This is a genomic window from Streptomyces sp. NPDC001568 (assembly GCF_042893755.1).
In the GTDB taxonomy this organism is placed as follows: Bacteria; Actinomycetota; Actinomycetes; order Streptomycetales; family Streptomycetaceae; genus Streptomyces.
Genome location: NZ_JBIAVF010000009.1, coordinates 267,689 through 282,798 on the forward strand (window position 1 = coordinate 267,689; position 15,110 = coordinate 282,798).

Genomic DNA, 15,110 nt, shown 5'->3' on the forward strand with positions numbered 1-15,110 from the left:
TTGGCTTCCCTGTCGGCCCTAGGCGCCGTCCGCCTGCGCGGTGGCGTCGATCGCGGACAGGGAGCGGCGCACCTGGTTGCGGTCCGTGGTGTACCAGAAGTCCGGCAGCGTGGCCCGCAGGAAACTCCCGTAGCGGGCCGTGGCCAGCCGGGGATCCAACACCGCGACGACACCGCGGTCGCCCGAGGCGCGGACGAGCCGGCCCGCGCCCTGGGCCATGAGCAGGGCCGCGTGCGTGGCGGCGACCGCCATGAATCCGTTGCCGCCGTGTTCCTCGACCGACTTCTGCCGCGCGCTCATCAACGGGTCGTCGGGGCGCGGGAACGGAATCCGGTCCATGACGACGAGCTGACAGCTGGGTCCCGGCACGTCCACGCCCTGCCAGAGGGAGAGCGTCCCGAACAGGCAGGTCTTCGGGTCGGCCGCGAACGTCTTGATCAGCTCGCCGAGCGTCTCCTCGCCCTGGAGCAGGATCGGGTTGTCGAGCCGGCCGCGCAGCTCCTCTGCCGCGGCCTTCGCACCCCGCATCGAGGAGAAGAGGCCCAGGGTGCGCCCGCCCGCCGCCTCGATCAATTCGGCCAGCTCGTCCATCATGTCGCCGCGGGTGCCCTCGCGGCCCGGCGTCGCCAGGTGCTTGGCGACGTAGAGGATGCCCTGCTTCGGATAGTCGAACGGGGACCCGACGTCCAGGCCGCGCCAGAGCGGGACGTCCTCCCCCTCGACGCCCTCCGGGGAGAGGCCGAGCGAGGCCGCGATCCCGTTGAAGTCGCCGCCCAGCTTGAGGGTGGCCGAGGTGAGGACCACCGAGCGGTCCTCGAAGAGCTTCTCGCGCAGCAGCCCGGACACGGAGAGCGGTGCGACGCGGAGGGTGGCGCCGAACCGGTCGTGGCGCTCGTACCAGACGACGTCGTACTCGGAGCCGGCCGTGATCCGCTCGGCCACGGAGTGGACGTTCTCCACCGCGGCCAGCGCCTGCTTGCGGACGGCGTCCTCGTCGTGGACGGACTTGTCGCGGGTGGCGCCGATCGCGGAGATCACGTTGCGCGCCGCGTCCCGCAGGGACATCAGGGCGTAGCCGAGATCCTCGGGGACCTCCTCCAGACGGCCCGGGAGCGCCAGCTCCATGACCCGCTCGAAGGACTCGGAGGCGGTCTGGAGGGAATCGGCCGTCTTCTCATCGACGAGCTTGGCCGCTCGCTTCACGGCCCGGTTCACCTGGCCCGGCGTGAGCTCGCCCGTCGCGACGCCCGTCACGCGCGAGACGAGCTCGTGGGCCTCGTCCACGATCAGCACCTCGTGCTGCGGCAGCACCGGCGCCCCTTCGATGGCGTCGATGGCGAGCAGCGCGTGGTTGGTGACGACCACGTCCGCGAGCTTGGCCCGCTCCCGGGCCGCCTCCGCGAAGCATTCGGCCCCGTACGCGCACTTCGTGGCGCCCAGGCATTCCCGGGAGGAGACCGAGATCTGGCTCCATGCCTTGTCCGAAACACCGGGGGTGAGGTCGTCGCGGTCGCCGGTCTCGGTCTCGTCCGCCCAGTCGCGCAGCCGGATCAGGTCCTGGCCGAGCTTGCTGGTGGGGGCGGCCGCCTCGAACTGGTCGAAGAGCCCCTCCTCCTCGTCCTGCGGAGCGCCTTCGTGGAGGCGGTGCAGGCAGAGGTAGTTGGACCGGCCCTTGAGCATGGCGAACTGCGGGCGGCGGCGCAGCTGCGGGTGCAGCGCCTCCACCGTGCGCGGGAGGTCACGTTCGACCAGCTGGCGCTGGAGCGCCAGCGTCGCCGTCGCCACGACCACGCGTTCGCCGTGCGCGAGGGCGGGCACCAGGTAGCCGAGGGACTTGCCGGTACCGGTACCGGCCTGGATCAGCCGGTGGGAGTTGTCGTCGATCGCTTCGGCGACGGCTTCGGCCATGGCCACCTGGCCGGGGCGCTCCGTGCCGCCGACGGCGGAGACGGCGGCGTGCAGCAGGTCGGGGAGGGAGGGCTTCGTCATAGCAGTGCCAACCCTACGGGGCGCCACCGACAGTGGTGGAATCGATCAGCCGTCACGGTCGGTGGAGGGGGTTGGGCACCGTGCCGTGCCGGACCGCGTGCGGGCGTTCCGGGCGGTCGCGGTAGCCGTCCTCGTGCAGGCGGTTGCGGTTCAGGCAGAGCCGGTCGATCCGCTCGGTGAGCAGGTCGAACTGCTCGTGGCGGTCCTTCAGCTCGGGGAAGCGTGCCTGGTGGCGCAGGATTTCCGCCCGTACGAGGGACCAGAAGTCGCGCTCGGGGACGGCGAGCCGGTCCTCGCAGATCGCCGACAGGTAGCGGAAGACGCCGATGAACAGCCCGGAGTGGATGAACTGGGTGAGGAAGGCCGGCGGCTCGGTGAGCAGGGCGGCACGGACCTCGTCCGGCATGGTGGCGTGCTCGGGGAGCGGTATGCGGCTGATGTTGATGTCGTCCACGAAGTCCTTGACGGCGAGGCGGACCGGTACGTCCTGCTCGTCGAAGATCACGATCGTGTTCTCGCCGTGCGGGGAGAACACGGTGCCGTAGCGGTGGAGGAAGTGGAGCAGCGGGGGCAGCAGGGCGGCGAAGAGCCGTTGCAGCCAGGCCGCCGGAGCCAGGCCGGAGCGGGCGACGAGCTCGGCGGTGAAGGAGCGGCCGCGCGCGTCCGTGTGGAGGAGGGCGGCCAGGGTGCGGGCACGCTCACCGGGGGCGAGGCGGCCGGTCAGCGGCTCGCGCCAGATCGCGCCGAGGAGCTCCTTGTACTGGTACGGCACCTCGGGGAGCCGGCCGTAGACGGGGTGGCGGACCGTGACGGAGGCGACCTCACCGAGCAGGATCACGCGGCATTCATCGCGGAGGAAGGGGTCGGTGTCGCGGAGGGAGTGGATCCAGGCGGTGACGGCTGGGGCCGCGAGGGTGAGGTCGCTGGGCAGACCGCGCCAGACCATGGTGTTGAACACGGACAGCGGGAGTTTCACGCTGTGGCGGTCGGGGCGGGTGAGGTTGAGGAAGGTACGGATCGACTGCTGCGGGAGCCTGATGTCGGGGTCCGCGGGCAACGGAACGAGAGTGCCCGAGGCCAGGGCGGGGGCGAAGAGCGGGAGCACGACCTCGTCCCACTGCCAGGGGTGGACCGGCAGGTAGAGGTAGTGGAGCGGGTCGAGGCCACGGTCGCGCAGGAACCGGTCGAAGCCGGCTCGGGTCACGGGGTCGAGCTCGGCCGAGTAGAGCCGGGCGGGATCCTCCAGGCCCGCGGTCCCGCGGTACTCGGCGAGGGAGGTGTGGGCGGCCAGCCACGGCAGGCGCTGGGGGGTACGGGCCTCGGGGGCCCAGGCGGCGGCGTCGGAGGCTGCCCATCCGACGCGGCCCTTGTTGAGGACGAGCCAGGGATGTCCCGTCTGGTGGCCTTCGAGCGCGGCGTGGTCGAGGTCGGCGAGGACGTCGGCGGTGAGCGCGTGGTGGTCGAGGCGGGCGTCGGCGGCGAGGGTGGCGCTGAGCTCGCGGATCAGGTGTCCGAGCGTGGCACCGTCGAGGCGCAGGAGGGTGCGGGCGCGGACCAGGAACTCGTACGGGTCCCCGAAGGCGACCGGGGGCCGGGTGGAGGGGGCGGGCGGGGTGAGGGTGAGCGTGTCGGCGGCGACCTGCCAGCTGTCGTAGGCGCGGCGGCGGGCGCGGAACCCGAGGCTGCTGCCGTCGTCCAGCGTCAGGGTCCAGGCGTCTCCGGCGGCGGCCGGGGCCGGAACGGGGATGACGATCTCCTCGTACGCGAACTCGCCGAGCATCTTCGCCAGCAGCCGCCGGGCGGCGAAGTCCCAAGTGGGACGGTTGAGTTCGGGGGGCGTGCCGGGGCGCTCGGGCGACGGCGGCAGGGCGGACTCCGGGGAGTCGGGGGCGACGGGGAAATGCGGCACGGGACTCCTCGAGGATCGGGAACTTTGCTGCGTCGCGCAGAGTTTTCGAAGGGAGAGGCGTTGCGGGAGGGACACCGCCGGGGTGGTCGGTCGGATCGGTCGAACTGGTCGGACTGGTCGGATCGACTGAATCGGTCGGATCGGTCGATCCGTTCGGGGAGCGCGGGGCGGCAATCAGAGGAGGTTGCGCAGCGCCCGCTCACGGAACATCAGGGCGGCGCGCTTCTCGGGGAGGTCGGTCTCCGCGGCGTAGCGGAAGCCGGCGGTCAGGAAGGCTGATACGGAGGGGGTGTTGGTGATGTCGGGTTCGGCGATCACGCGCGTGCACCGGGGTCGGTTGTCGAGGACGAGGTCGGCGACCGCGCGCAGCAGGATGGCGCCGAGACCGCGGCCGCGGTTCGTACCGTCTCCGATGAGCAGGTGGAGACCGGTGTCATGGGGCTGCGCCGCGTAGTACTGGGACAGGGGGTCGAGGTCGGCCCGGTAGATCTCCCAGTAGCTCATCGGGGTGCCGTCGAGGAGGCCGACGCAGGGGGTGCTGTGGCCGTCTCCGTCGAGTTGGGCGCGCAGGTGCGCGGCAGTCACGGCGACGGGTCCGGCGAGGTCCCAGTAGGCCGCGACCTCGGGGTCGTTCATCCAACCGGTGAGCAGGTCCAGGTCCCGGTCCGGGCGGACGGTTTCGAGGCGGAAGGCGCCGACCGGGGTGGCTGCCGCGCCCCAGCCGGCAGGGGAGTCGAGGAGATCGGCCTCGGCGAGCAGGGGGAGCAGTTCGACGGCGGGCCGGCGTCCCGGGGCCGGAGCGGGAGCAGGTACGGCGAGGGAACCGGTGGTGGTGTCGGTGGAGGGCATCGGCTCTTCTCCGGGTCGGTGGGCGCGCGTCAGTGGTGAAGGGGGTTGGCGATCGTGACGTAGACGGACTGGGTCTCCACGGGGCCCACGAGCTCGTCGAGGCCGCCGAGGCGGGTGAGCAGGTTCGCCTTGCACCGGAGGGTCGGTGAGTCCAGCAGTTGCGCGGGGAGCGGGCCGAGGTGCGCGGCCTTGCCGAGGAAGCGACGGAACGCGGCGAGCAGCACGCGTTCGTCGGCGAGCCTCTGAGCGCCGAAGGCCCCGATGAGACCGAGCACGTTGTTGATGCCGAGGTAGTAGGCGAAGCGTTCGTCGGTGACGGCGTCGGGAACGAAGGTGTCGCTGGTGCCGCCGATGCCGGGGAGCCGACGTTCCAGTTCCGTTCGGCGGGAGTCGCGGAAGTAGTACCCCTGGTTGTCGCGGAAGCGGCCGCCCACGGGCCAGCCGGCCGGGTCGAGGATCACCAGGGTGTTCTGCTGGTGCGCTTCGAGGGCGATGCCGGCGAGCGCGTCGAAGGCGAGGACCGGCAGGACGACGTGGTCGAGGTAGCGCAGGAACCACTCCGTGGACACGGCCGAGGTGGAGCGGCCGGTGGCGGTGGCGAGGCGCAGGACGGTGTCGGCGAGCCGGGACCGCATGGTGGTTCGACCCGGCCAGGGGCGGGGGGAGGTGAGTGCGGCGACGCAGACGGCGTCGTCGTCGGGACGGAAGGGGTTGTGTCGCAGGAGGACGTCGAGTCCTTGGACGGGAGCGCCGTCCAGGCCGTTGACGGCGACCCATGCCGGGTCGCGGACGATGTCGAAGCCGGGGTGGGCGGCCTGCCACTGCTCGGCAAGGCCGGTGCGCAGCAGCCGGTGCACTTCGACACCGCGATGGAGTTCCTTGCGGAGGTTCTCGCGACGGGAGTTGGTGATGCGCAGGCCCAGGGAAAGCTTGAGCATCGCGGGACTGCCGGGGCGATGGACGGTGCGGACGGAGGAGGTGGGGTACCAGGGTGCGCCGTGCGGACCGAGGTCGGTGAGGAGCCCGGCGTCGCGGAGGGCGGCGACAGCGGGGCGCTCGAGGAGGTCGTGGGCCTGCCAGGGGTGCAGGGGCAGGGCGGTGGTGCCGACGGGCAGCGGGAGGCCCGGGGCGAGGCGGGCGAGGAGTTGGGGGGCGGAGACCGGGCGGCCGCGTTCGGTCCAGGCGGAGTCGGTGGCGAGGGCGTCCGGCGCGACGGCGAACCAGTGGAGGGGGAAGGAACCGTGGAGTTCGGGTGAGTAGCGGCGTACGTCTGCTTCGGAGAGCCCCTCGCGGCTCTTGGGGTCCGGCTGGAGGGGGTGGCCGAGCAGGAGCGACTGCTCGGCGGTGAGGAAGCGGTCCCCGCCGATGGGGGCGGGCGCGGTGGGGCGGTGGCGCCGGTCGGCGATGAACTCGGCGGTGCGGCGTACCGAGTCGGCGACCCGACCCACGAGGTCGACACCGGCGCGGCCGGTGCCCTCGCGGGCGATCAGGGCGGCGAGGGTGACGGCGTCCAGTGCGGGGGCCGTGGCGGGGGCGCCCTCGATCCGGGCGGGCGCGAAGCGGTGCCAGCCCGACGGGGACCAGTACCGGACGGGGACGAGCAAGGTGGCGCCGGACGCGGGGAGGGGGATGCGGAGCAGGGTGCCGGCGGGCCCGTCGATGCCACTCTCACGGACCCAGCACCGCAGCAGGTTCTCCACCGCGACGACATCGGCGGCGACGGCCGGATCGGCGTGGTCCAGCAGGTCGGGCAACACCGCCGGCTCGAACGCTACCGGCCCGACCCCGCCCACCCGTTCCCGAAGCACCCCGTCCTTCTGCCGCGGCACCCCCACGGCCCGAACCTCCTCGACGCCGGAACCCGTACCGATCCCGGGGGCGGGGGCCTCGCCGGGGGCTGCGGTGGGCGGTGTTGAGCGGGTGGGGGCCTTCGCGAGGTCGGAGGTGGGTGGCATGGCGCGAGTAGGGGCCGTCGCGGGGTCGGAGGTGGGTGGCATGGCGCGGTTGGGGGCTGCCGTGCCGGCGGGTGCTTCGCCGGGGGCGGGTTCCGGGGCAGGGGCCGGCTGCGTCGCGGACTGCGGCTGTGGGGTGGGAAGGGCCGCTACCGAGGGGGCGGGCTCTGCTTCGAAGGTGGTCGCCGGCAAGAGAGCGGGCTCCTCAGCGAGGGAGGGCGGGGTGGACAAGCCCAGCGGCAGGGCGGGCTCGGAGGCGGGGGCCGACTCCGGCGCGAGGGCGGGCAGCGTGACGGGCGTTCCGGGGGCCTGCCCGCCCGGGGCGGCTGGACCTTCGTCGTGCGGAGCCGCTTCGGGTTCCGTCGCGCGGGAGCCTGACCCGTGCGGCGGGACAACCTCCGCTGTGGTGGGGAGCATGGGAGGTCGGGAGGTCGGGTGCGACCAAGGAGTGCCTGCCGACGGGGCACTCCCCGTGATGGGCATGGTGGGGACGGATGCCGGCTCTGGATTCGGTGCGGACGGGCGGGACCATGAGTACCCGCTCGAAGAGGCCCCGCACGGGCGCAGGCCCGGCGCCGGTGCCGAGTCGGCCCTCGGTGCCCCGACAGGGGAAGTCTCGTCGTGCGGTGTTCCGGACGACGGAGCGCCTGCGCGCTGGAGCTCGGCCGACAGGGCTCCGATGGGCGAGGTGCCGGGCGACTGCGTCGCGCCCGACGGTGGTTCGGTCTGCCGGAGTCCGGCCGTAGCCGTCTCCGCCCGGGGCATTCCGGCTGGTGTGAGCCCGCCCCACGGCAGGGTGGGAGACGGCGTGACCGCCGCCTCCCGGCTGGAGGACGATGCCGGCTCGGCCTGCGGCTGCTCAGCCGTCACGGCGCGGACCGGCGGCGTCCCCGTTTGCGGCGTTCCGACCGAAGGCCCCGCGGCCGGCGCACATCCGACCTGCCGGACCGGGCCGGATGACACCCCGGTTTGCGGCGTTGCGTGTTCTCCCGTGAGCGGGGCCGAGTCGCCGGGCGACGACATGGCGGCGGTCGGCGGGGCGCTGTCCCCTGCGGGCACAGGTGCGTGGGCAGGGGCAAACAGCTCCAGGGAGGGAAGCCGCTCCGGAGCCGGGAACAACAGGGCTACGGGAGCCGACGCGTCAAAGGACGGATCGACGCTGCCCCCTACGGGCGCGGGCTGCTCTTGAACGGCGGCTGACAGCGCCGGGGAGGGGGAAGGCTCCCCCGCCCAGAACGACAGGGCTCCGGATGGCGACGGGAGCGCGGCAGGCAGGACGTTGCCGGCCGCGGACGAGGTCGCCTGAACCAGGCCCGATGGCGCCGGAAAGACGGACGGCTCCACGGCCCAGGACGACAGGGCTCCGGGAGACAGGACGACGTCGGGCACAGGACCGGCACGGTCCGCCGGCAGCGTCGGCGGCACCGCCCGCACGGCAGCCACACGCGCGGCACCCGGGCCCGCAGGCTCTTGCGAGAGAGCCGAAGGCACCGCGGGCATGGCCACCACAGCGCCGGCAACAGAACCGACATCGTCCGGCGGCAGAGCCGAGGGCGCCACCGCAGTGGCCACCCCACCCCCGGCCCCACCCCCGGCAACAGCACCGGCACGGTCCGGCGGCAGCGTGGGCGGCACCGCCCGCACGGGGGCCGGGCGCCCCGCGCCGGAGGCCTCGGGCTCCGGCGGCAGGGGCCGGTCGGCCGGCCGGGGCGCGAGGCCCGGGGTGACGCCGGCGGTGCAAGGGGTCGGGGTCCAGGTCAGGGTCGGCGGCGTGGTCGAGGTCCAGGACGGGCTCGGGCTCGGCGGCGTGGCCGGGCTCGGGCTCGGGCTCGGCGGCGTGGCCGGGCTCGGGGTCAAGGTCGGCGGCGTGGCCGGGCTCGAGCTCGGGCTCGGCGGCGTGGCCGGGCTCGGGGTCAAGGTCGGCGGCGTGGCCGGGCTCGGGGTCGAGGTCGGCGGCGTGGCCGGGGTCAGGGTCGGGGTCAGGGTCGGGTCGGGCATCGGGGTCCTTCGCGTGCGGGTCAGTGGGGGCGGCGGGCCGCGGCGGGGACGGCGTCTGCGAGCCGGTCCAGGACGGCCGTCGCCTGCTCGTCGGTCAGGGTCAGCGGGGGCAGCAGCCGCACGACGCTGGAGTGACGGCCTCCGAGTTCCACGATCAGGCCCCGGTCGAGGCACGCCTGGCGGACGGCGGCGGCCAGGTCGGGTGCGGCGGCGCCCGTTTCGGGGTCGACGAGTTCGATGCCGATCATCAGGCCGCGCCCCCGGACGTCCCCGACGCACGCCTGGTCGGCGGCGAGCCCGCGCAGCGCGGTCAGCATGCGCGCGCCCAGGACGGCCGCGCGCTCGGCGAGGCCGTTGCGGCGGACGTGGGCCAGGGTCGCGGTTCCCGCCGCCATGGCGAGCTGGTTGCCCCGGAAGGTGCCGGCGTGCGCGCCCGGTGCCCAGACGTCGAGTTCGGCCCGGTAGACGATGACGGCGAGCGGCAGACTTCCGCCGATGGCCTTGGACAGGACCATCACGTCGGGCACGACCCCGGCGTGGTCGACGCCCCAGAAGGCGCCGGTGCGACCGACGCCGGTCTGGACCTCGTCCGCGATCAGCGGAATGCCCCGGGCGGCGGTGATCTCCCGCATGCGGCGCAGCCAGTCGTCGGGGGCCGGGTGGACCCCGCCCTCCCCCTGGACCGGCTCGACGATCATGCCGGCGGGGGCCGGCACCCCGCCCTTGGGGTCGTCCAGCAGGTTCTCGGTCCAGTGCGCGGCGACCCGCGCGCCCTCGGCTCCGCCGATGCCGAGGGGGCAGCGGTAGTCCTGCGGGTAGGGCAGTCGGGTCACCCGTACGTCGGTGGCGTGCCCGGAGGCGTCCAGGGCGCCGGCGGTCATGCCGTGGTAGGCCCCGGTGAAGGTGAGCAGTCCGGAGCGGCCGGTGGCGGCGCGCACCAGTTTCAGCGCCGCTTCGACGGCGTCCGTCCCGGCGGGTCCGCAGAACTGGACGCGGGCGTCGGCTGCCAGCTCGGGCGGCAGGTTCGTGAAGAGCTCGGTGGTGAAGGCGTCCTTGACGGGCGTGGCCAGGTCGAGGACGTGCAACGGGGCCCCCGAGTCGAGGACTCCCCTGATGGCTTCGAGGACGACGGGGTGGTTGTGCCCGAGGGCGAGGGTGCCCGCGCCGGAGAGGCAGTCGAGGTAGCGCCGCCCGTCGGCGCCCTCGATGGTCAGACCGCGGGCCCGGACGGGAACGATGGGCAGGGAGCGGGCGTACGTGCGGGCGGCGGATTCCCGCATCGCCTGTCTGCGGAGGATGCCCTCCGCCACGACGGGGCCCCGCATTCCCTGTGTCGGCACGGAGGCCGCTGCTGCGGCCGGCTCGGTCAAGGCCACGACTGTCGGTCCTCCCGCACGGAATTCCCTTCCGGATTGCGTCTCGAACATGAACGCTGGTGCACCATCCCCCGTACGTACCAACGACGGGGGAGGCGACGGATCACGGGTGACCGGAAGATCCTTGGCCGCGATCGGACAAACCCGCGTGCCGGGTCGCCGGCCGACGGGCCGAGCGGATCACCGGACGGCCAAGTGCCCGCGTGCCCGGGCACGCGGGCACAGGAGGACGAGGAGGACGAGGAGGGCGATGACGGTCCGGCCCGCAGGAACCGCGGACCCGGGCGCCGCCGTCCTCAAGGGCGGCGGCATAGTGGGGGGCTGCACGGCACCCCGATCCATTCCGCTTGAACACCTCGAAACACCAGGGGGACTGACGACATGCGACCGAACCGACCGGTCACCGCGATCCTGTGCGTGGCCGCGCTCGCGCTGACCGCCGCGGCTTGCGGACCCGGCGACGGGGAGGCCGGCGGCGACGCCAAGCCGACCGTGGCTGTGAACCTGCCTTCCGGCGCCCCGTCCGGGATCAAGATCCCGGACGAGCTCAAGGACAAGCTCAAGCAGCACGGCTTCGACCTGGAGAAGTGGAAGGGGGGCGAGTGGAAGAACTGGCAGAAGGACGACTGGCTCCGCGAGGCGGGCGACTACATCAACCCCATCATCGAGGGCCTGTGGGACCCGGACCGGATGCGTGACGCGGAGCAGCCGCAGCGTCCGGCCGTGGATCCGGACGCCGGCAAGGACCAGGGCGTCACCGACCCGACCCCGGCCGCGGTGACGGCGAAGCCCGCCGCCGCGCCGTACCACTCCAGCGTCCCCGCGTCGGGCAAGGTCTTCTTCGACGGCCCCGAGGGTTCGATGGTCTGCTCGGCGACCGTGGTGAAGGACCCCGCCCACCCGGGCAAGTCCAACATGGTCTGGACGGCGGGCCACTGCGTGCACGCGGGCAAGGCCGGCGGCTGGTACCGCAACATCGCCTTCGTGCCCTCGTACAACAACACGGGCAAGCCGGCGGCCGCGCTGAAGGGCGCGCCGCGCGAGCAGGTGGCTCCGTACGGCGTGTGGTGGAGCGACTGGGCGCAGACGTCGGACCAGTGGATCGCGACGGGCGGTCCGACGGGCGGCGCGGGCGCACCGTACGACTTCGCGGTGCTGCACGTGACGCCGGAGAAGGGCAGCGGCAAGTCGCTGGAGGAGACCGTCGGCACCGCGCTGCCGGTCGACTTCGCGGCTCCCGCCGTGGGGAAGGTCGCGGGCATCACGGCGACGGGTTACCCGGCGGCGGCTCCGTTCGACGGGCAGAAGGCGTACCAGTGCGCGGACAAGCCGGGGCGTCTGACGCTGAAGGCGGCGGAACCGGTGATGTACCGGATCGGCTGCACGATGACGGGCGGCTCCTCGGGCGGCGGCTGGATCGCCGCGGGCGCCGACGGCAAGCCGGCGCTGGTGTCGAACACCTCGATCGGTCCGGCGAAGGCCGGCTGGCTGGCGGGACCGCGGCTGGGTCCGGAGGCCAAGGGGATCTTCGACGCGGTGAGCGGCAAGTTCAAGTAGGACGGTCCGTCGGCCGACACGCGCGGGACGTCGGCCGACGAACACCGGACCTCGGCCGACGAACGCGAGACGTCGACCGACGCCGGACATGACGGAGGGCCCCCGCCGAAGCGGGGGCCCTCCGTCATGCGTGCGGCGCGTGCCGCGTCACCGTTACTGCTTCGCGGGTACGAACGGCGCCAGTTCGGCCGCGAGTTCCGGGTGGACACGGGCCTTGAGCAGGGTGCCCTCCGGGGTGTGCTCCTCGGAGATGACCTCGCCCTCGGCATGCGCCTTGGCGATCAGCGAGCCGCGGGTGTACGGCACGAGGGCCTCCACCTCGACCTCGGGCCGGGGCAGTTCGGCGTCGATGAGCGCGAGGAGTTCCTCGATGCCCATCCCGGTGCGGGCCGAGACGGCGATGGAGTGCCGCTCGATGCGCAGCAGGCGCTGCAGGACGAGCGGATCGGCCGCGTCCGCCTTGTTGATCACGACGATCTCGGGCACGTTGACGGCGCCGACCTCGCGGATCACCTCGCGGACCGCCGCCAGCTGCTCCTCCGGCGCCGGGTGCGAGCCGTCCACGATGTGCAGGATGAGGTCGGAGTCGCCGACCTCCTCCATCGTGGAACGGAACGCCTCGACGAGGTGGTGGGGCAGGTGCCGGACGAAGCCGACCGTGTCGGCGAGGGTGTAGACCCGGCCGGACGGCGTTTCGGCGCGGCGCACGGTCGGGTCCAGGGTGGCGAACAGTGCGTTCTCCACCAGGACGCCCGCGCCGGTGAGGCGGTTGAGCAGCGAGGACTTGCCGGCGTTGGTGTAACCGGCGATGGCGACCGAGGGCACCTTGTTGCGACGTCGTTCCTGCCGCTGGATGTCGCGGCCGGTCTTCATCTCGGCGAGTTCCCGGCGCATCTTCGCCATCTTCTCGCGGATGCGGCGCCGGTCGGTCTCGATCTTGGTTTCACCGGGGCCTCGGGTGGCCATGCCGCCACCGCCGCCGCCACCCATCTGCCGGGACAGCGACTGACCCCAGCCGCGTAGTCGCGGCAGCATGTACTGCATCTGCGCGAGTGCGACCTGCGCCTTGCCCTCTCGGGACTTGGCGTGCTGGGCGAAGATGTCGAGGATCAGGGCGGTCCGGTCGACGACCTTGACCTTGACGACGTCTTCGAGGGCGATGAGCTGGCCGGGGCTGAGCTCGCCGTCGCAGACGACGGTGTCCGCCCCGCTCTCCATGACGATGTCGCGCAGCTCGCGGGCCTTGCCGGAACCGATGAAGGTGGCCGGGTCGGGCTTGTCGCGGCGTTGCATCACGCCGTCGAGGACGAGGGCGCCCGCGGTTTCGGCGAGGGCGGCGAGCTCCGCGAGGGAGTTCTCCGCGTCCTGCACGGTCCCGGAGGTCCAGACACCGACGAGGACCACACGCTCCAGGCGGAGCTGGCGGTACTCGACTTCGGTGACGTCCTCGAGCTCGGTGGAGAGACCCGCGACGCGGCGCAGGGCCGCGCGCTCGGAGCGGTCGAGCTGGTCGCCGTCCCGCTCTCCGTCGATCTCGTGGCTCCAGGCGACGTCCTCTTCCATCAGGGCATCGGCCCGAAGGCTCTCGGTGAAGCTCTGCGGGTCACGCGCGTCCTGCGCGTCGTCCCGCGGGTCCTGGGAAGGGGAAGAAGAGGAGGTCATTGGATCCTTACGTCGATTCGAATGCGTCGCGCCGGCCGCGGTGCGAGCCGTTGCCGGGCCTGTCCGGCGAGGCCCGGCCGGTTATGGCCAAAGGTACCGCCGCGCGTGACATCACACTGTCACGTGCAACGCGTCACCCCGTCCGGTGATTCCCCGGGCGAGCGTTCCCCGGGCGAGCGTTCCCCGGTTCCCGTGACGGCCTCGTCGATGGTGACATGCCCGTTCCCCGCCCGTCATACCGTTTTCCCACCGTCCGATGCCGCGCCGCCGGCGGTCGCCGCGGGCTTTGCCGCGCCCTTCCCCCCGGTCGCCGCCGGGACGCTCCACTCCGGGTGTCCCGGCATCGGCGGGGTCGTCGCCCCGTACAGCCACGGCTTCAGGAAGGGCCCGAGGTCGCGGCCGGCTTCCTGCGAGGCCAGCCGTACGAAGTCGGCCGTGCCGGCCACCCCGTCCCTGTGCTCGGCGACCCAGCGGCGCTGGATGCGGTCGAAGGCGGCCGTCCCGATCTCCTGGCGCAGGGCGTAGAGGATCAGCGCGGAGCCGTCGTAGACCACGGGCCGGAACAGCCCGATCTTCTCTCCGGGACCGGAGGCCTTCGGGGCCGCCGGGGGGCCGCCCGCCGCCCGCCACTGGTCGGAGCGCTGGTACGCCTCGCGCATGCGCCGCTCCAGGGAGTACTTGCCGAGCCCGTCCGCGTAGAGGGCCTCGTACCAGGTCGCGTGGCCCTCGTTCAGCCACAGGTCCGACCAGGTGCGCGGGCTGACGCTGTCGCCGAACCACTGGTGGGCCAGCTCGTGGACCATGACCGCCTCCACGTACCACTCGGGGTAACCGGCTCCCGTGAAGAGTCCGTGCTCGAAGAGGGAGAGGGTCTGCGTCTCCAGCTCGAACCCGGTGGTGGCCTTGGCGATCAGCACCCCGTAGTTCTCGAAGGGGTACCGCCCGACCCGCTCCTCCATCCAGGCCACGTGCCCGGGGGTCTTCTTCAGCCAGGGTTCCAGCTTCTCCCGGTCGGCGGCGGGCACCACGTCGCGCAACGGCAGCCCGTGCGGGCCGGTGCGGTGGACGACGGCGGAGCGGCCGACGGAGACCTGGGCCAGTTCGGTGGCCATGGGGTGCAGGGTCCGGTACGTCCACTGCGTGGCGCCGCCGGCCCGGGCCGCGGGCAGCGCCACCGGCACCCCGTTGGCGACGGCGGTGAGCCCCGCCGGGGCGGTGATCCGGAAGGTGAACCAGGCCTTGTCGGCGGGGTGGTCGTTGCAGGGGAAGACGCGGTGCGCGGCATCGGCCTGGTTGGCCATGGCCAACCCGTCCTCGGTGGGGACCCAGCCGCCGTCGCCGCGTCCGCGCGGGTCACTGGTGTGCCGGACCGTGATGCGCAGCGGGACGCTCGCCGCCACCGCCCGCGCGGGGGTCAGTACGAGATCCTCCCCGACGCTCTCGAACCGCGCCGGCTCCCCGTTGACCTCGGCCGACGCCACCGTGCCGTGGGCGAAGTCGAGGTTGATCCGCTCCAGCGGCTCCAGACTGCGCGCTTCGATGACGGTGACCGCGTCCAGGGGGCTGCGATTGTCCTTGTACGTGAAGGACAGGTCGTACGAGAGGACGTCGTACCCGGGGTTGCCGAGCTCCGGGAACAGCCGGTCGCCGATGCCCAGCGGCTTCGGCGGGGGCAGCACGGCGGCGACGAGGGTGAGGGAGGCCGCGGCCAGCAGGGCGGCGCGCAGGCGCGGGGAGGTGAGCTGCATCCACCACCGCTTACCAGCGGCGGCCTCGCACCCGCGCGCGGCGCGCGACGCGACCACCCGAACGAGGTGC

At 73.2% G+C, this 15,110-nt stretch carries 8 protein-coding genes; 1 reads left to right on the plus strand and 7 read right to left on the minus strand.

All coding sequences use genetic code 11. The features are described 5' to 3' along the window. Window positions 1-18: 18 nt before the first annotated feature. From ACFY0I_RS18885 to ACFY0I_RS18905, 5 genes are all read right to left on the minus strand, one after another. Window positions 19-1,989 carry an ATP-dependent DNA helicase gene (locus tag ACFY0I_RS18885; RefSeq protein ID WP_388896751.1) on the minus strand — a complete coding sequence of 657 codons (1,971 nt, stop codon included), beginning with the start codon at window positions 1,987-1,989 and terminating at the stop codon, window positions 19-21. Window positions 1,990-2,041: 52 nt separating this feature from the next. Further along, window positions 2,042-3,898, minus strand: coding sequence for an IucA/IucC family protein (locus tag ACFY0I_RS18890; RefSeq protein ID WP_388896754.1), 1,857 nt, complete (start codon window positions 3,896-3,898; stop codon window positions 2,042-2,044). Between the two features lie 174 nt (window positions 3,899-4,072). Then, complete coding sequence (locus ACFY0I_RS18895) at window positions 4,073-4,747, minus strand: GNAT family N-acetyltransferase (protein WP_388896757.1); 675 nt, start codon at window positions 4,745-4,747, stop codon at window positions 4,073-4,075. 29 nt (window positions 4,748-4,776) lie between these two features. Continuing rightward, complete coding sequence (locus ACFY0I_RS18900) at window positions 4,777-6,702, minus strand: IucA/IucC family protein (protein ID WP_388896759.1); 1,926 nt, start codon at window positions 6,700-6,702, stop codon at window positions 4,777-4,779. A 2,015-nt stretch (window positions 6,703-8,717) separates the two neighbouring features. Then, window positions 8,718-10,073 carry a diaminobutyrate--2-oxoglutarate transaminase family protein gene (locus ACFY0I_RS18905; protein ID WP_388896762.1) on the minus strand — a complete coding sequence of 452 codons (1,356 nt, stop codon included), beginning with the start codon at window positions 10,071-10,073 and terminating at the stop codon, window positions 8,718-8,720. 381 nt (window positions 10,074-10,454) lie between these two features. Between ACFY0I_RS18905 and ACFY0I_RS18910 the strand changes: the two genes are divergently transcribed. Beyond that, on the plus strand, window positions 10,455-11,630 hold the full coding sequence (locus tag ACFY0I_RS18910) for a trypsin-like serine peptidase (RefSeq protein WP_388896764.1): 1,176 nt from the start codon (window positions 10,455-10,457) through the stop codon (window positions 11,628-11,630). 153 nt (window positions 11,631-11,783) lie between these two features. Here the strand turns inward: ACFY0I_RS18910 and hflX are convergent, their stop codons facing one another. Further along, window positions 11,784-13,292, minus strand: coding sequence for a GTPase HflX (hflX, locus tag ACFY0I_RS18915; RefSeq protein WP_388896767.1), 1,509 nt, complete (start codon window positions 13,290-13,292; stop codon window positions 11,784-11,786). 233 nt (window positions 13,293-13,525) lie between these two features. After that, a complete protein-coding gene (locus ACFY0I_RS18920; RefSeq protein WP_388896769.1) occupies window positions 13,526-15,040 on the minus strand; it encodes a M1 family metallopeptidase in 1,515 nt (504 codons plus the stop codon). Window positions 15,041-15,110 lie beyond the last annotated feature (70 nt).

What these genes read in the sequence shown, in the direction of transcription:
- ACFY0I_RS18885 (WP_388896751.1), bottom strand. Translation starts at nt 1,989, where the DNA reads ATGACGAAGCCCTCCCTCCCCGACCTGCTGCACGCCGCCGTCTCCGCC.
- ACFY0I_RS18895 (WP_388896757.1), bottom strand. Translation starts at nt 4,747, where the DNA reads ATGCCCTCCACCGACACCACCACCGGTTCCCTCGCCGTACCTGCTCCC.
- ACFY0I_RS18900 (WP_388896759.1), bottom strand. Translation starts at nt 6,702, where the DNA reads ATGCCACCCACCTCCGACCTCGCGAAGGCCCCCACCCGCTCAACACCG.
- ACFY0I_RS18910 (WP_388896764.1), top strand. Translation starts at nt 10,455, where the DNA reads ATGCGACCGAACCGACCGGTCACCGCGATCCTGTGCGTGGCCGCGCTC.
- hflX (WP_388896767.1), bottom strand. Translation starts at nt 13,292, where the DNA reads ATGACCTCCTCTTCTTCCCCTTCCCAGGACCCGCGGGACGACGCGCAG.
- ACFY0I_RS18920 (WP_388896769.1), bottom strand. Translation starts at nt 15,040, where the DNA reads ATGCAGCTCACCTCCCCGCGCCTGCGCGCCGCCCTGCTGGCCGCGGCC.